15 protein-coding genes and 1 tRNA gene are annotated in these 15,831 nt (G+C 74.1%); 10 read left to right on the forward strand and 6 right to left on the reverse strand.

The features are described 5' to 3' along the window. Positions 1 to 16: 16 nt before the first annotated feature. Positions 17 to 367, forward strand: a complete 351-nt coding sequence (locus tag ACSUPT_RS16135; RefSeq protein ID WP_436944730.1) for a MerR family transcriptional regulator — start codon at positions 17 to 19, stop codon at positions 365 to 367. 67 nt (positions 368 to 434) lie between these two features. Here ACSUPT_RS16135 and ACSUPT_RS16140 read toward each other — a convergent pair whose 3' ends face one another. Further along, positions 435 to 1,148, reverse strand: a complete 714-nt coding sequence (locus ACSUPT_RS16140; RefSeq protein ID WP_399219533.1) for an SLATT domain-containing protein — start codon at positions 1,146 to 1,148, stop codon at positions 435 to 437. Positions 1,149 to 1,418: 270 nt separating this feature from the next. Here ACSUPT_RS16140 and ACSUPT_RS16145 point away from each other — a divergent pair, with 270 nt between their 5' ends. The 7 genes from ACSUPT_RS16145 (at position 1,419) to ACSUPT_RS16175 (ending at position 8,632) form a co-directional block, all read left to right on the forward strand. Continuing rightward, the gene (locus tag ACSUPT_RS16145; protein ID WP_351963917.1) at positions 1,419 to 1,754 is read left to right on the forward strand and encodes a YbaB/EbfC family nucleoid-associated protein; all 336 of its coding nucleotides are present in this window, start codon (positions 1,419 to 1,421) and stop codon (positions 1,752 to 1,754) included. Between the two features lie 239 nt (positions 1,755 to 1,993). Next, complete coding sequence (recR, locus tag ACSUPT_RS16150; protein WP_023587387.1) at positions 1,994 to 2,593, forward strand: recombination mediator RecR; 600 nt, start codon at positions 1,994 to 1,996, stop codon at positions 2,591 to 2,593. Next, complete coding sequence (locus ACSUPT_RS16155; RefSeq protein ID WP_351963918.1) at positions 2,586 to 3,245, forward strand: DUF5063 domain-containing protein; 660 nt, start codon at positions 2,586 to 2,588, stop codon at positions 3,243 to 3,245. Before recR ends, ACSUPT_RS16155 begins: the two co-directional genes overlap by 8 nt. A 222-nt stretch (positions 3,246 to 3,467) precedes the next feature. After that, entirely contained in the window at positions 3,468 to 4,739 is a 1,272-nt protein-coding gene (locus tag ACSUPT_RS16160; RefSeq protein WP_351963919.1) for an aspartate kinase, read from the forward strand. Between the two features lie 97 nt (positions 4,740 to 4,836). Beyond that, on the forward strand, positions 4,837 to 5,952 hold the full coding sequence (locus tag ACSUPT_RS16165) for an aspartate-semialdehyde dehydrogenase (RefSeq protein ID WP_436946222.1): 1,116 nt from the start codon (positions 4,837 to 4,839) through the stop codon (positions 5,950 to 5,952). 320 nt (positions 5,953 to 6,272) lie between these two features. Beyond that, complete coding sequence (locus ACSUPT_RS16170; protein ID WP_351963920.1) at positions 6,273 to 6,962, forward strand: SigE family RNA polymerase sigma factor; 690 nt, start codon at positions 6,273 to 6,275, stop codon at positions 6,960 to 6,962. Positions 6,963 to 7,015: 53 nt separating this feature from the next. Beyond that, positions 7,016 to 8,632: a hypothetical protein gene (locus ACSUPT_RS16175; protein WP_436944731.1), complete on the forward strand. Its 1,617-nt coding sequence runs from the start codon at positions 7,016 to 7,018 to the stop codon at positions 8,630 to 8,632. Between the two features lie 622 nt (positions 8,633 to 9,254). On the opposite strand, the gene ACSUPT_RS16180 is transcribed toward ACSUPT_RS16175, so the two are convergent. The 3 genes from ACSUPT_RS16180 to ACSUPT_RS16190 all read right to left on the reverse strand — a co-directional run bounded on the left by ACSUPT_RS16180 (position 9,255) and on the right by ACSUPT_RS16190 (position 12,556). Continuing rightward, positions 9,255 to 10,019, reverse strand: coding sequence for an SURF1 family protein (locus tag ACSUPT_RS16180; protein ID WP_361657216.1), 765 nt, complete (start codon positions 10,017 to 10,019; stop codon positions 9,255 to 9,257). 22 nt (positions 10,020 to 10,041) lie between these two features. Continuing rightward, on the reverse strand, positions 10,042 to 11,952 hold the full coding sequence (locus tag ACSUPT_RS16185) for a prolyl oligopeptidase family serine peptidase (RefSeq protein ID WP_436944733.1): 1,911 nt from the start codon (positions 11,950 to 11,952) through the stop codon (positions 10,042 to 10,044). 100 nt (positions 11,953 to 12,052) lie between these two features. Next, on the reverse strand, positions 12,053 to 12,556 hold the full coding sequence (locus ACSUPT_RS16190; RefSeq protein ID WP_436944734.1) for a DUF7144 family membrane protein: 504 nt from the start codon (positions 12,554 to 12,556) through the stop codon (positions 12,053 to 12,055). Between the two features lie 244 nt (positions 12,557 to 12,800). Between ACSUPT_RS16190 and ACSUPT_RS16195 the strand changes: the two genes are divergently transcribed. Further along, a complete protein-coding gene (locus ACSUPT_RS16195; RefSeq protein WP_351963924.1) occupies positions 12,801 to 13,505 on the forward strand; it encodes a restriction endonuclease in 705 nt (234 codons plus the stop codon). Positions 13,506 to 13,630: 125 nt separating this feature from the next. After that, positions 13,631 to 14,365, forward strand: a complete 735-nt coding sequence (locus tag ACSUPT_RS16200; RefSeq protein ID WP_436944735.1) for a ferritin-like domain-containing protein — start codon at positions 13,631 to 13,633, stop codon at positions 14,363 to 14,365. Positions 14,366 to 14,632: 267 nt separating this feature from the next. On the opposite strand, the gene ACSUPT_RS16205 is transcribed toward ACSUPT_RS16200, so the two are convergent. Together ACSUPT_RS16205 and ACSUPT_RS16210 are read right to left on the reverse strand one after the other, a co-directional pair. Next, a tRNA-Pro gene (locus ACSUPT_RS16205) sits at positions 14,633 to 14,706 on the reverse strand. A gap of 79 nt (positions 14,707 to 14,785) precedes the next feature. Continuing rightward, the gene (locus ACSUPT_RS16210; protein ID WP_399219547.1) at positions 14,786 to 15,712 is read right to left on the reverse strand and encodes a metallophosphoesterase; all 927 of its coding nucleotides are present in this window, start codon (positions 15,710 to 15,712) and stop codon (positions 14,786 to 14,788) included. Between the last annotated feature and the right edge of the window lie 119 nt (positions 15,713 to 15,831).

Genomic DNA, 15,831 nt, shown 5'->3' on the forward strand with positions numbered 1-15,831 from the left:
ATCACGGGAGGGGCCCATGCGTATCAGTCAGCTCGCCGCGCTGACCGGGGTGTCGGCGCGAGCGCTGCGCCACTACGAGGACCGCGGGCTCCTCGTCCCCGAGCGCGACCGCAGCGGCTACAGGGTCTACACCGAGTCCGACATCGCGCGTGTGGCGCAGATCAGGGCGATGATCGCCGCGGGTCTCGGGACCGGGACCATCCGCCGCTACCTCGACTGCGCCCGTTCGGGTGAGCACGGTATCTCCCTGGAGATGTGCCCCGACCTGCGGGCCGAGCTCGATGCCCTGGCGCGACGCCTCGACGCCGAGGTGGCCTCGCTCAGGGAGACGCGGCAGCGGCTTTCGGCGCTCGCCTCCGCCCGCTAGGGACGGAAGCGCGCCGCCGCTCCACGCGCGCCCCGGCCGTCGGTGGCGAGGGCACGGCCGGCGGCGGCTAGCGGGGCTCCGGGGGCCGCTGGCGCGGCATGTTCGGACGGGTGGGCGGGGACAGGAGCCTGCTGCCCGAGTGGCCGGGCGCCGCGTCGGAACGGACCGGCGCGCTGCCCAGCGCTTGCGTGGCCAGCGGCGCGGGGCCCGCCCGGAACTCCACCATCCAGTCGGCCGTCTCCGCCCGCACCAGCTCCGTCACATCCTCCGAGAACCGCCGCAGCACCCCCAGGCACCGCTCGGCGGCCTCCGCGGACGTGCCCTCGGCCGGGCCCAGCACCTCCCGCACGCTCTCCGACGCCCAGTCGAACTGCAGCGCCTGCAGCCGCCGCTGCACCGCCTGCGCCGTCGCGACGTCCCGCATCCAGCCGGACGTCACCCCGAAGTACCGGTCGCAGGCCAGGCAGGCCGCCGCGAGCAGCAGCGACAGGTACCCCCACCCCGCCGCCCCGTCCAGCGCGTCCGTCAGGTCCAGCAGCGGCAGCGCGGCCCCCAGGACGCCCCCCAGCGCCGTGCCGGTGCGCAGCGCGCGGGCTCCGCGCCGCTTCCACACCCGGTCGGCGAGGTACCAGTCGGCGGTGCGCAGCGCGTTCCCCTCGACCCACCGGTACAGCTCGTGCAGCCGCTCGGCCGGCTCGCCCCAGTCGCCGAGCGGGAACGGCCGTCCCGTCAGGTCCTCCCCCCGGGCTGGCCCCCCGGGCTGCATCTCCGGCTGGCTCACCGGGGCACTCCTCTGCGCTCTGCGTGACTCTGCGTGACGTTCCGTAGGGATTCACGGGTGGGTGTGGTCGTGCGGAGCCCTTCCTACCGCCGAATGGTGGTCCCCGGAGACGTAATCGCGGGATTTCCGCACGGAAGAGGGCCGTGATCAGGTAGAGGGCGCGCCCGTCGTTCACCCGAAAGAGTGGATACCTGTGCGTGGGGCGCGCCGCGCGGCGACCACGTAGGCTCGGCGTAACCGAAGAATCGTCGTCGACGCGCAGGAGTGACCGTGATCCCCGGTGGTGGTCAGCCCAACATGCAGCAGCTGCTCCAGCAGGCCCAGAAGATGCAGCAGGACCTCGCGCGGGCCCAGGAGGAGCTGGCCCGCACGGAGGTCGAGGGCCAGGCGGGCGGCGGCCTCGTGAAGGCCACGGTCACCGGCTCCGGGGAGCTGCGGGCCCTGGTCATCGACCCCAAGGCGGTCGACCCGGAGGACACGGAGACGCTGGCCGACCTGGTCGTCGCGGCCGTGCAGGCGGCGAACGAGAACGCGCAGCAGCTCCAGCAGCAGAAGCTCGGCCCGCTGGCGCAGGGGCTGGGCGGAATGCCGGGCCTGCCCTTCTGAGGCCGGGCCGCCCTTCGGGGCGGGCTGCCCTGGCGGGGCGCCTGTCCTGCGGGGGGCTGTCCTCGCGGGGCGGGGCCCCGTCCCTCGGGGCCGGGCCTGCCCGTCCGGCCCGAGTCGGCCGCCCGCCGCACCTGCGCCGATCATCCGGCGGACGCGGCGGGTTCACGCCGAGTCTTCTGCGGCGCACCCCGCAGCAACTACCGTAACCATCAAGACTGCACTCCCGGAGAGGCGTTCCGTTGTACGAAGGCGTGGTCCAGGACCTCATCGACGAGCTGGGCAGGCTGCCAGGCGTCGGTCCCAAGAGCGCGCAGCGGATCGCCTTCCACATCCTCCAGGCCGAGCCGACGGACGTCCGCCGGCTGGCGCACGCGCTCCTGGAGGTCAAGGAGAAGGTCCGGTTCTGCGCGGTCTGCGGGAACGTCGCCCAGGAGGAGCGGTGCGGCATCTGCCGCGACCCGCGCCGGGACGACGCGGTCATCTGCGTGGTCGAGGAGCCCAAGGACGTCGTCGCCATCGAGCGGACGCGCGAGTTCCGGGGGCGGTACCACGTGCTCGGCGGCGCGATCAGCCCGATCGAGGGCGTGGGCCCCGACGACCTGCGGATCAGGGAACTGCTGGCCCGCCTCGCGGACGGCACGGTCACCGAGCTGATCCTGGCGACCGACCCCAACCTGGAAGGGGAGGCCACCGCGACGTACCTCGCGCGGATGGTCAAGCCCATGGGCCTGAAGGTCACGCGCCTCGCCAGCGGGCTCCCCGTTGGCGGCGACCTGGAATACGCCGACGAGGTCACGCTCGGTCGCGCGTTCGAAGGGAGACGACTCCTCGATGTCTGACGCCACTCTCCACGCCCACTCGCTGGACCCCGACAGCTTCGCGGTCCAGATCGCCGACTCCATCGAGTCCTTCATCGTGGCCACCACGGAAGTGGCCAAGGGCGACGAGCCCGACAGCGCGATCCCGTTCCTGCTGCTGGAGGTGTCGCAGCTGCTGCTCGCCGGCGGCCGGCTCGGGGCGCACGAGGACATCGTCCCCGAGGAGCGGTACGAACCGGACACGGGTCCCGACATGGACGTCGACGACCTGCGGGAACGGTTCGCCGCCATGCTGGACCCGGTGGACGTCTTCTCGGAGGTCTTCGACCCGTACGAGCCCCGCAAGGCACCCGTCCCGTCCCGGATCTCCGACAGCCTGGCCGACATCATCATGGACCTCCGGCACGGGCTGGCCCACTACCGGGCGGGGCGCACGACCGAGGCGCTGTGGTGGTGGCAGTTCTCGTACTTCTCCAACTGGGGCCCGACCGCCTCCGCGACCTTGAGGGCCCTGCAGTCGCTGGTCTCCCACGTACGGCTGGACCAGCCGCTGGAGGCGCTGGACGGCCTCGACACGGACGAGGACCTGGCCGACGAGGCGCTGGCCGAGGAGGCGGGGCGCGTGATGATCCAGGAGATCGCCGCGCCGCTCGGCATCCGCACCCGCAAGTAGGCCCCAGGCCCGGCGCACGGGGTTCCGCCGGGGACCCGTACGTGAGCCGGGACACATTCCGCGTGGGGGCGTCGGCGCTGGGCAGGGGCCCGGCGTGGCCGGGTGACGCCCCCGAGCTGATCACGTAATGAGCGGGACATCTCAGGATGTGACATCCCGGGGGCGTTTCCCGGTCGCTCGTTAGACTGAGCCGACCGCAAACGGACTGAGCGAGGAGCGCACGTGGGCCTTGTCGTGCAGAAGTACGGAGGCTCCTCCGTTGCCGATGCCGAGGGCATCAAGCGCGTCGCCAAGCGAATCGTGGAAGCGAAGAAGAACGGCCACCAGGTGGTCGTCGTCGTTTCCGCGATGGGCGACACGACGGACGAGCTGATCGATCTCGCCGAGCAGGTATCCCCGATGCCCGCCGGACGTGAGTTCGACATGCTGCTGACGGCCGGAGAGCGAATCTCCATGGCGCTGCTGGCCATGGCGATCAAAAACCTGGGCCACGAGGCCCAGTCGTTCACGGGCAGCCAGGCAGGCGTCATCACCGACTCGGTCCACAACAAAGCGCGCATCATCGATGTCACGCCGGGCCGTATCCGCACCGCGCTGGACGAGGGCAACATCGCCATCGTCGCCGGCTTCCAGGGCGTGTCCCAGGACAAGAAGGACATCACCACCCTCGGCCGGGGCGGCTCGGACACCACCGCCGTGGCCCTCGCCGCGGCGCTGGACGCCGAGGTCTGCGAGATCTACACCGACGTCGACGGCGTCTTCACCGCCGACCCCCGGGTCGTGAAGAAGGCGAAGAAGATCGACTGGATCTCCTTCGAGGACATGCTGGAGCTCGCCAGCTCCGGCTCCAAGGTGCTTCTGCACCGCTGCGTCGAGTACGCGCGCCGATACAACATCCCGATCCACGTCCGCTCCTCCTTCTCGGGGCTCCAGGGCACGTGGGTCAGCAACGAACCGCGAGGGGACCGCAAGGTGGAGCAGGCCATCATCTCCGGTGTCGCCCACGACACCTCCGAGGCGAAGATCACCGTCGTCGGCGTGCCCGACAAGCCGGGCGAGGCCGCCGCGATCTTCCGCACCATCGCGGACGCGGAGATCAACCTCGACATGGTGGTGCAGAACGTCTCCGCCGCGTCCACGGGCCTGACGGACATCTCCTTCACGCTGCCCAAGACCGAGGGCCGCAAGGCCATCGACGCCCTGGAGAGGCAGAAGGAGTCCATCGGCTTCGAGTCCCTGCGCTACGACGACCAGATCGGCAAGATCTCCCTGGTCGGCGCGGGCATGAAGACCAACCCGGGCGTCACCGCCTCGTTCTTCGAGGCGCTGTCCAACGCGGGCGTCAACATCGAGCTGATCTCCACCTCGGAGATCCGCATCTCGGTCGTCACCCGCGCCGACGACGTCAACGAGGCCGTACGCGCCGTCCACACCGCCTTCGGCCTGGACAGCGACACGGCCGAGGCCGTCGTCTACGGCGGCACGGGCCGCTGACCCCCACCGGGCCCCGCCCCGCGACCCCCCGACGGACCCGGTGAGGAACTGGCAGTCGCCGCCCCGGACCCCGCCCGAGCAGCCGCCGGGCGGGGCCCTGCGCGAAATCCCGCCGCAGCCCGGCCCGACCCGCCCGCACGGCGGGAAACCGGCGCTGGCCGTCGTCGGGGCGACCGGGGCCGCCGGGGCCGTCATGCTCCAGATCCTGTCGCAGCGCGCCGACGTCTGGGGCGAGATACGCCTGCTCGCGTCGCCCCGCTCCGCCGGCCGCGAGCTCACCGTGCGCGGCGCCCCCACCGAGGTCCTGGCCCTGGACGAGGACGCGCTGCGGGGCGTCGACGTCGCGGTGTTCCTGGTGCCGCGGGAGGTCGCCGCCCGCTGGGCGCCGACAGCCGTCGCCCTGGGCGCCGTAGCCGTGGACGCGTCCCCCGCGTTCCGCGACGACCCGGACGTCCCGCTGGTCGTCCCCGAGGTCAACCCGCACGCCGCCCGCCTCCGGCCGCGCGGCATCGTCGCCGGACCCGGCTGCGCCACCCTCACCCTGATCGTCGCCCTCGGGGCGCTGCACGCCGAGTTCGGCCTCGAGGAACTGGTCGTCTCCACCTACCAGGCCGCGTCCGGCGCCGGACAGGCCGGCGCCGACGCGCTGCGCGCCCAGCTCGCGACCGTCGCCGGCACCGGCCTGGGCGCCGCCCCCGGAGACGTACGCAGGGCGCTCGGCGACGACGGGACGGCGCCGTTCGCCGCGCCCCTCGCCCTGAACGTCGTCCCCTGGTCGGGCACGCCCGAGGACGGCGGCTGGTCGTCGGAGGAGCTGCGGATACGGGCCGAGACCCGCCGGGTGCTCGGGCTGCCGGGGCTGCGGGTCGCCGCCACCTGCGTACGCGTACCCGTCCTCACCACCCACTCCGTCGCCGTCCACGCCCGGTTCGGACAGCCCGTCACCGTGGCGCGCGCCCATGAGATCCTCGCCACCTCGCCCGGGGTCGTCCTCTACGACGACCCCGTCGCGGGCGACTTCCCCACCCCCGCCGACGTCGTCGGCACCGACCCCACGTGGGTCGGCCGGGTCCGCCGCGACCTCGACGACGCACACGCCCTCGACTTCTTCGCGTGCGGCGACAACCTGCGCAAGGGCGCCGCGCTCAACACCGCGCAGATCGCCGAACTCGTCGCCGCGCAACTCGCCGCGGGCGACCCGTCCCGCGTCTGAGGCGGCGACCCGGCGCCGGCTGCCGCGCCGAGGCTCCGAATACCTGGTGGACGGGGCCCGGCACCTTTGTAGGATCTGTGAACGCCCTGTGGGAAAGACCTCGGCCTGCGCCGCTTGAACTGGGGCGATGGCATGTTCGACGATGCTCCTGCCCCCCTGCCGCAACCGGTGGCCGGCGGACGGGCGTCTCCGGGGTCGCTCCACGCGCTCCGCGCGAACGGGGCAATGGGAGAGCGGATACGCATGAGGGCGAACGACGCACCGTCAGATCAGGTGGCGTGCGCGTACAACCCTGACGGGGGGCGACGTGTCCAACAGACGTGCCAGAGGTACTCGACATCACAGCAGCGGCCCCTCTTCGCGGCGGCGCGGCGGTCCTCCCGCTCCTGCGGCCGCCCCAGCGGGCCCCGCGCGAACGGCGCCGCGGCGGCGGCATGCCGGTGATCGCGCCCATGCCCGCCACGCGCCGCGCAGGCGTCCCGTACCCGCGTGACAAGGCCGACGAGACGATGACGTCGGGCACCACCGTCGACCACCTCACCGAGACCTACCGCGCCCACTACCGGTCGCTGCTCGGTCTCGCCGCGCTGCTCCTCGACGACACGGCCTCCTGCGAGGACGTCGTCCAGGAGGCGTTCATCCGCGTCCACTCCGCCCGCAAGCGGGTCCGCGACCCCGAGAAGACCCTGGCGTACCTGCGCCAGACGGTCGTCAACCTCTCCCGGTCCGCCCTGCGCCGCCGCATACTCGGGCTGAAGCTCCTCTCGAAGCCGATGCCCGACATGGCGAGCGCGGAGGAGGGCGCGTACGACCAGCTGGAGCGCGACGCGCTGATCAAGGCGATGCGCGGGCTGCAGCGCCGCCAGCGCGAGGTCCTCGTCCTGCGGTACTTCGCGGACATGACCGAGGCGCAGGTCGCCGAGACGCTGGGCATATCGCTCGGGTCGGTGAAGGCGTACGGCTCCCGCGGCATAGCCGCCCTGCGCGTCGCCATGGGAGCGAAGGCATGACCGAGCACAACGGGCCGGACGGGCCGTCGAACCATCGGACTGGAAACGACGCAGTGAACACCCCAGAACCTTCCGCCTCCCGGCCCGCCCCCGGCGAGGAACCGGGAACGCAGGCCGAGCAGGGCGCAGCGTCCGAGACCACCCCGGCCGCCCCGTCCCCTGCCGACCCATCCCCCGCGGGCCCGGCACCTGCGGGCGACGCGCAGCGGGACGACGAGCCCGCGCTGGACGACGCACAGCCGGACGCCGCGCCCCAGCCGGACGAACCGCAGCCGGACGCCACGGGGTCGGACTCCACGCAGCCGGACTCCACGCCGTCGGACTCCACGCAGTCGGACGCCGTGCCGCAGACGGACGCGGCGCGGTCGGAGGCCGCGCGATCGGACTCCGCGCAGCCGGACGCCGTTCGTTCGGAGGCCGGCCCGCGGCAGGAATCCGCCGCGTCCGCGCAGCCGGACTCCACCCCGCACGGCCACTCCACGCCCCCCTCCGGCTTCTCCACCCCTGCCTCCTCCGCTCCCGCCTTCTCAGGCTCCGCCTCCTCCGACGGTCCCGACGTGTTCGACCTCGGGTCCGGCCTCGGGGCCGACGGCCTCGGCGGGGACGAGCTGGCGCTGCGACGGCTGCTCCAGGGCGCCGTGGAAGACCTCGAACCCTCACCGGGCGCGCTCGACCACCTCCGGCGGGCCGTACCCGCGCGGCGGGCCCGCAAGCGGCAGGCGCTCGTCGGCGCGGCGGCCGCGGTGATCCTGCTGGGCACGGGCGTCCCCGCGTTCGTGCATGTCGCGGCGTCCGACACGGCGGCCGAGGCCAACCCGGTCAACGCCGGGCACGGCGAACAGGTCCAGGGCGGCACCGGCGACGCCCAGGGCCCCGCCGGCGAGGAGGCCGCGGGCAGCCCCTCCGGCGAGCTGAACGGCTCCGGCAAGGACGGCGCCAACCCGAGCGGGACGCCGACCAGCGCGGGCACCAGCGCCTCCGACGGCGCGGACGGCGCCCCCGACAGGGCCACGTCCGCCCCCGCGACCGTGCCGCTGTGCGAGGCCGGCCAGCTCGGTGTGAGCCTCGCGGAGACGAGCGGCCCCACCGGGGACGGCACGGTCTACGGAACGTTCCGCATCGCCAACGTCTCCAGCAGCGACTGCGCGGTCACCGCGTCCGGCACGGTCGGCTTCGGCACGAGCGGCGCGGCCGACCCGGGCCGCATCAGCGTCGTCCGGCACACGGCGGGCGACGCCGCGTCGGGCCTGCCCGACCCGTCCGCGACGGTCGGCAGCCTGGTGCTGAAGCCGTCGGGCGCGTACGACGTGAAGTTCGCGTGGGTGCCGAGCGAGACCTGCCCGGCGAACGGCGGAGGCGGCAGCGGCGATGGCGGCAGCGGCGGCGGCAGCGGAGGCGGCGGCGAGCAGTCCCCGACGCCCACCGCCCCGTCGACCCCCACCGAGGAACCGCCGCCGCCCACGGCGGGCGCGACCACCGGCACGGCCGAGGGCGGCACGGACACGGACGCGGGCACGGCGGTGGAACCGCAGATGCTGCCCGCCGAGGACACGGCGGACGGCAGCGTGACGGTCACCCATACCCCGGGCGCGGGCGGCCCGCAGGCGGCCGTCACCATCCCCAACGCCTGCGCGGGAACCATCTACCGCACCGGTCTCCTCCCCGCCTGACCCGCCCGGCCGCCTCGTCTGCGCACAGGCGCCCACCCGGCCCGCGGCCCGACCAGGCCCGCGGGCCCGGGCGGTGGGCGCCCGCTCAGCCCGTTGGGGCAGGCCAGGCACCCGCGGTCCGGCCGGCCGGGGGCACCGCAGGCCAAGGCAGGCGTCTGGCTCCCGGCCGGACCCGGCGTACCGAGGGCCGAACTCGGAGCACGGGATCCCGGGCCCGGCACGGCGCTACCGAAACCCGTCCGGGATCGCTGGAGCGACAGCCGAGAACGGGAGCCGGAAGGCGGCGCGCCGCGTCACCCTCCCCGCCATCCACCGCCCCCCCCGCCGGTCCAGCCCATCGCCCGGGTCGGTCCACCGCCCGGGTCGGCCCACCGCCCAGGCCGCCCCATCACCCGGCCGACCCACCGCCACAGGCTGGCCGGACGAGCGGGGGAACCCCGGCAGGGGCCAGCCCGCCACCAGGGCTCGCCCGATGAGGCGGGGAGCCCAGCACCGCCGCCCCGGCACCGGCCCCAGCACCAGTCACCGCCCCCGCACCGGCCATCGCCCCGGCACCAGTCACCGCCCCCGCACCGGCCATCGCCCCGGCAGCGGTCACCGCCCCGTCGGCTCTACCGGTGGCTCAGGTCAGGGGGGACTCGGGCTCCAGGCCCAGGGCGCGGTCGCGTTCCGCCTCCGCCTCGCGGCGCACCAGCCGGAACCACATGAACAACACGAACCCGGCGAACACGAACCACTCGCCCGTGTAGCCCAGGTTCTGGAACGCCTTCAGGTCCAGCCCCGTGCCCACCGCCGCCGCGGCCGGCACCGGCTTCAGCCCGGCGGGCGACTCCGTGAGCGTCACCCACGCGTCGTACACGTCGTCCGGCACCAGGTTCACCAGCGACGCCGCGCTGATGACGCCCAGCTGCCCGGCGGGGAGCCCGCCGGCGGCGCGGACGCCCCCGCTGCCGGCGTGCTCCGACGCCTGGAGCGCCCCCGTCACGGTCACCTCGCCGGACGGCGGGGCCGGGGCGGCGGCGCCCTTCGGGAGCCAGCCCCGCACCACCGGCAGGGCCTTGCCCTCCGGGGTGTGCAGCAGCGTCAGCACGTACGACCCGGTCTCGCCGTCCAGCTCGCGGCCGGGCACCAGGAACTGCTTCCCGTACCGGCCGCTCGCCGTCGCCTGGCGGCCCGACGTCTCCTTGTCGACCGGCAGCAGCTCGGCCAGCGGCACCGCCGGCTGCTCGGCCTGGGCGGCGGGCCGCTGCTCCGCCTCCCGGTGCGACTCGACGCGGTCCTCGAACCTGCCCAGCTGCCAGGTCCCCATGTAGAGGCAGAACGGGATCGCCAGCAGCACGAAGACGTTGATCCCCCACCAGCGGGGTGTCGTCAGGAACCGGTACACCCCTCCACGGTACGGAACGCCGTCACCTTCCCTCCGGTCGGGTCCCGGTCGCGGCGGGCAGGTGCCGCAGCGCGAACTCCAGTTCCTGCCGCACCTGCTTGATCCGTTCCTCCACCACCAGGGAGCCGTGCCCGGCGTCGTACCGGTACAGCTCGTGCACCGCGCCGCGTGCCGCGAGCCGCTCCACGTAGTTCTCCACCTGCCGGATGGGGCAGCGCGGGTCATTGACGCCCGCCGCGATGTACACCGGCGCCCGCACGTCGTCCACGTACGTGATCGGGGACGAGGCCCGGAACCGCTCCGGCACCTCCTCCGGGGAGCCTCCGAACAGCGTCCGGTCCAGCGGCCGCAGCGCCTCCATCTGGTCCTGGTAGGCGGTGACGTAGTCGGCGACCGGGACGTCGGCGATGCCCACCGCCCATATGTCAGGCTGCGTGCCCAGGCCCAGCAGCGTGAGGTAGCCGCCCCACGAGCCGCCGGTGAGGACCAGGCGCTCCGGGTCGGCCAGGCCCGACGAGACGGCCCACTCGCGCACCGCCGCCACGTCCTCCAGCTCGATCAGGCCGACCCGGTGCCGCAGCGCGTCCGTCCACTCCCGGCCGTACCCGGTGGAGCCCCGGTAGTTCACCCGCACCACCGCGAACCCGTGGTCCAGCCACACGGCGGGACCGGCCGCGAAGGTGTCGCTGTAGTGCCAGGCGGGGCCGCCGTGCAGGTCGAACACGGTCGGCAGCGGGCCCGTCGCCCCCGCCGGACGCTGCACCAGCGCGTGGATCCGCCCGCCGGGCCCCTCCACCCACACGTCCTCCACCGGCACCGAGGGCGGGGCCTGCGGGCCGGGCGGGTCCAGGACGACCGCGCCGCTCGTCGAACGCACCACGGGGGGCACGGCCGCCGACGACCACAGGTACTCCACCGTCCCGTCCGGGCGGGCCGTCGCGGCCGACACGGAACCGGCCGGCGTGTCCACCCGCGTCAGCCGCGCCGAGGCGATGTCGTACCGCCACAGCTCCGTACGCGCCTCGAAGTCATGGGTGATCAGCAGCCCCGAACCGTCCGGATACCACTCCGCGCCCACGTCGCCCGGCAGGTCCAGGCCCAGCTCGGTCTCCCGGCCCGACTCGACGTCCCAGATCATCGGCTCCCACCGGCCGCGCCGCTGGTGCCCCACGAGCAGCCGCGCGTCACCGGCCACCGGGGCGAAGCCCATCACGGCCAGGCCCAGGGCCTTCGTCCCGCCCTTCGTGTCGTCCAGCTCGGCCACCAGCGCGCCGTCGAGCCGCACCACGCGCAGGGCCGCGTGCATGGCGTCACCGTGCTCGGTGTGCTCGATCGCCACGAGCGACCCGTCGTACGACAGGTCCCCGACGCCGGCCGACTCGCGGTGCCGGTAGATCTCCACCGGCTCGCCGCCCGGCCGGACCACATGGACGGACGAGCCCTCGTCGTCCAGGGACCGGCCCACGACCGCCGTGCCGTCGCGGCCTATCGCCAGGCCCGCCGGGTACGACGCGGCGAGCCCGGGCACCGCCGGCTCGTCGGCGCCGCCCGCGAAGGGCTGCCTCATCCACACCCCGAACTCGTCGCCGTCCGTGTCCGCGAACCACCAGATCCACTCGCCGTCCGGCGACAGCACCCCGTCGGTTGTGCCGTTCGGCCGGTCCGTGACCTGGCGCTGCTCGCCCGTGTCCCGGTCCCAGGCGTACAGCTCGTACGTCCCGGTCGCGTTCGACACGAACAGCGCGCGGCTCGGGGCGTCCTCCGCCCAGTCGGGCAGCGACACCCTCGGGGCCCGGAACCGCTTCTCCCAGTCGGGCAGAGCGGACCACGCGTCGGCGGAGGAGGCAGAGGCGGACGAGGTCGTGGCGGCAGGGGAAGCACCCGCGGACGTGATCGGCTCGGGCGTGGAAGCGGTGTCGGTCGGCTCAGTCATGCCGTCCATCATGCTCCGCCCCACCGACATCCCGCCGAGCCTGTGGACAAGTACTCCCGGCTTTGTCCACAGGCGGCCCGCTCACCGGTGGCGGGGCTGGTCAGCGGGGCGCGGGCGGGGTGTCGACGGTGCACAGGGCCCAGATGACGAAGACGCCGATCGCGATCGAGACGAAGCCCCACACCGGCTGGTACGGCAGCCAGACGAAGTTGGCGATCACCGCGAGGGAGGCCAGCGCCACACCGCCCGCCTTCGCCCAGGACGCCCCACGCAGGATGCCCCAACCGATCACGGCGAGGACCAGGCCGAGGACGAGATGGATCCAGCCCCACGCGGTGACGCTGAACTCGAAGACGTAGTCGCCGAGGATGCCGTACACCTCGTCCTCGGCGATGCCCACGACGCCCTGGACCATGCCCAGCACGCCCTGCACCAGCAGCAGGACCCCCGCCAGCATCGCCCCGGCCGACGAGGCCCACCCCGGCCCGCCCGCCGCGCCGCCTCCGCGCACGGGGGCGGCGCTCCGGGTGGCCCCCTCGCCTTCGTGGTGCGCGCGGGCGTGCCCCGGCGCCCGGTCGTGGCCGTGCCCCGCCGTATCGCTCATCGCCGTGCCCTCTCGCCGCCGCCCACCGCCCCGAAGGGCGGCCGGGCCGGGAACGCCAACCCATGTGTACGAGCAGCCTGCGGCGCCCCCGCCCGCGCGGCGACCCGGCAGACCCCGTACGGGCGACGGCGACCGCATCTCACCCCTCACCCCCCTTTCGGCCACTGGCCGACCCGCGCCCTTCCCCGCCCCGGCCGGCCCTCCCGAGACTGCTGACAGCTGATCCGAACGGGGGAGAGGGGCCATGGCGGCGGCACGGAGACCACGACGGACGGCGGCGCGTAAGCGGCGCGAGCAGCGGGTGAAGGCGGCGGCGACGGCCGGGGCGGTGGCCCTGTTCGTACTGGTGGCGTACTGGTCGGTGATCTGGCCCTACCTGCTCGCCGCGCTGGTCCTCGGCGGCGCCTGCGCGGGCGGCTGGTGGCTGTGGCGCACGGACCGGCTGCTGAGGGGCGGCGACCGGAGGTGGCGCCGGGAGGAGGCGGTACGGGCGGGGCACCGGACCCTGGCCGAGGTGGACGCCATGACCGGCACCGAGTTCGAGGACTTCGTCGTGGGGCTGTGCCGACGGGACGGCTGCACGGAGGTACGGCGGGTCGGCGGCTCCCACGACAACGGCGCCGACGTGCTGGGCCGCCTCCCGGACGGGCGCAGCATGGTGATCCAGTGCAAGCGGTACACGCCCAGGAACAAGATCCCGAGCCGTGAGGTCCGCGACCTCCTGGGCGCGAAGGTCCACTTCAGGGCGGACGTGGCGGTCTTCGTGGCCACGACGTACTTCACCGCCCCCGCCGAGCGGTTCGCGACGCACAACGAGATCGTCGCCGTCCACAGAGACCACCTGGGCCTCTGGAACAGCGGCGCGTCCCTCCCGTCCCTCACCGCGGTGAACGGCGCGGGCCAGGGCACCCGCCCCCACGAGCGGCGCCGCCGGGAGACCTACGGCTGAGGCGGGGGCATCCGCCTGCCGCCCCGTCGGCCGGCCACCACGACCGCGCCGGGGGAACGGTTCGGCGGGACGCGGCGTCTCCCTTCTCCGGGGCACACGATCGTGCCGCCGGAGAGGGGGACCTGGTGCGGACGGGCGGCGCCTTCGCCACATGGACACGGCGGTTCGAGGACGAGCGCGAACGCCGGCGCGCCCAGGGGGACCCGGACTGGGAGCGCGGCGCGACGCTGCACCCGGCGGTGTGGGCGAGTATCCAGCGCTTCCAGGTCGGCGAGGACGGGGACGGCGCGAATTTGGTCGGGAAGGCGGACAAGGCCGGGGACGGCGACTACGCGCGGGCGGTCCGGCTCTTCGTCGCCGAGGAGCAGAACCACGCCCGCCTCCTCGCCCGGCTGCTGGCGGCGGGCGGCGTGCCACCCCTGGCCGGTCACTGGAGCGACACGGCCTTCGTACGGCTGCGGCGCGTGCTGGGCCTCCGCACGGAACTGCTCGTGCTGATGATCGCGGAAGTGGTGGCGGTACGCTATTACCGCGCCCTGTACGAGGGCGCCGACGACGCGCTCGCCACGGACGTGGCGGGACGCATCCTGGCCGACGAGCGGCGCCACATCCCGTTCCACTGCGAGCGACTGCGCGCGTCCCTGACCGAGTTGCCCCGCGCTCTACGACGCCCGGTGATGGCCCTGTGGCGACTCCCCCTGTACGCGGCGGCCGTCCTCGTCGCCACGGACCACGGCCCGGCCCTGCGCCGACTCGGCGTCGGACGCCTGCGGTTCGTGGCGGACGTAGCGGCCACGACCGGCAAGGTCGTCACCGCGGTCCTGGCCCCCGCACAGAACACGGCGACCCCCGAGAACTGACCCCGGTGCCACACGCCCGCACGGACGACCGCTGGCCCGACGCCCCGTCACACCGCCGCGGAGCGGCACCGCCGGGAGGGACCGCCCTGCTCCCGCTCACCACGGCGGCCGAAGCCCTCCTCACGCCGACAGCGCCGGCCCCCGCCCGACTCCTGGCGCTGCGCTGCCGGCACTCCTGACGATCGCCGCGACGCAGCAGGCGGCAGCACGCAAAACAGGTGAGGCACCTACAGATATCTGTAGGTGCCTCACCTGCTGTTTCGGCTGTCGGGGTGGCGGGATTTGAACCCACGACCTCTTCGTCCCGAACGAAGCGCGCTGCCAAGCTGCGCTACACCCCGATGTCGCCGTTGTTGTCCTGGCGACGACGTTTACTTTAGCCCACCGGCGGCCGGAGACGAAATCCGGTTTCGCGGGGGCTCACGCGCGGGGGGTCAGCGTGAGCAGGGTGGCCTCCGGGGGGCAGGCGAAGCGGACCGGGGTGTAGCGGTTGGTGCCGCAGCCGGCGGAGACGTGGAGGTAAGCCGTGTGGCCGCCCGCGCGGTGGGTGGAGAGGCCCTTCGCGCGGTCCGTGTCCAGGTCGCAGTTGGTGACCAGCGCGCCGTAGAAGGGGACGCACAGCTGCCCGCCGTGGGTGTGGCCGGCCAGGATGAGCGGGTAGCCGTCGGCGGTGAACGCGTCGAGGGAGCGCAGGTACGGGGCGTGGACGACGCCCACCGAGAGGTCGGCGTCCCGCTCCGGGCCGCCCGCGACCTTCTCGTACCGGTCCCGCTTGATGTGCGGGTCGTCGAGGCCCGTGAAGGCCAGCTCCAGGCCCTCCACCTTGAGGCGGCCCCGCGTGTTGGTGAGGTCCACCCAGCCGGCCGCGTCGAAGGCGTCCCGGATCTTCTCCCACGGGTTGTGGACGACGCCGACGGCCGGGGGGTTGCCGTTCAGGCCGTGGCGGCCCTGCATCTTCTCGAAGAGGTAGCGGGCCGGGTTGCGGAGCTTCGGGCCGTAGTAGTCGTTGGAGCCGAAGACGTACACGCCCGGGTAGTCGAGGAGGGGGCCGAGCGCGTCCAGCAGCTCCGGTACGCCCTCCGGGTCGGAGAGGTTGTCGCCGGTGTTCACCACGAAGTCGGGGCGCAGGCCGGCCAGGGTCTGGAGCCATCGCTGCTTCTTGCGCTGGCCGCTCACCATGTGGATGTCGGAGACCTGGAGCACCCGCAGCGGACGCATGCCGCGCGGCAGGACCGGGACGGTCACCCGGCGGAGCCGGAAGGAGCGGGCTTCGAAACCGGCGGCGTAGGCCAGACCGGCCGCGCCCAGTGCAGTGATGCCGAGGGGTACTCCGTATCGCGCGCGCATGACGACCATGGTCGCAGACGGGGGAGGCAGCGGCAGAACCGCGGGCGGGAGCGGCAGAACCGCGGGCGGGGGCGCGGGCACCCCGCGGGCGGGAGCGGCAGAACCGCGGGTGGGGGCGC

This window comes from Streptomyces sp. SudanB25_2051 (genome assembly GCF_964272635.1).
Classification (GTDB): domain Bacteria; phylum Actinomycetota; class Actinomycetes; order Streptomycetales; family Streptomycetaceae; genus Streptomyces.

Excerpts from the sequence above, each read along its gene's own strand:
- ACSUPT_RS16135 (WP_436944730.1), top strand. The coding sequence starts at position 17 with ATGCGTATCAGTCAGCTCGCCGCGCTGACCGGGGTGTCGGCGCGAGCG.
- ACSUPT_RS16155 (WP_351963918.1), top strand. The coding sequence starts at position 2,586 with ATGTCTGACGCCACTCTCCACGCCCACTCGCTGGACCCCGACAGCTTC.
- ACSUPT_RS16185 (WP_436944733.1), bottom strand. The coding sequence starts at position 11,952 with ATGACTGAGCCGACCGACACCGCTTCCACGCCCGAGCCGATCACGTCC.
- ACSUPT_RS16190 (WP_436944734.1), bottom strand. The coding sequence starts at position 12,556 with ATGAGCGATACGGCGGGGCACGGCCACGACCGGGCGCCGGGGCACGCC.
- ACSUPT_RS16195 (WP_351963924.1), top strand. The coding sequence starts at position 12,801 with ATGGCGGCGGCACGGAGACCACGACGGACGGCGGCGCGTAAGCGGCGC.
- ACSUPT_RS16210 (WP_399219547.1), bottom strand. The coding sequence starts at position 15,712 with ATGCGCGCGCGATACGGAGTACCCCTCGGCATCACTGCACTGGGCGCG.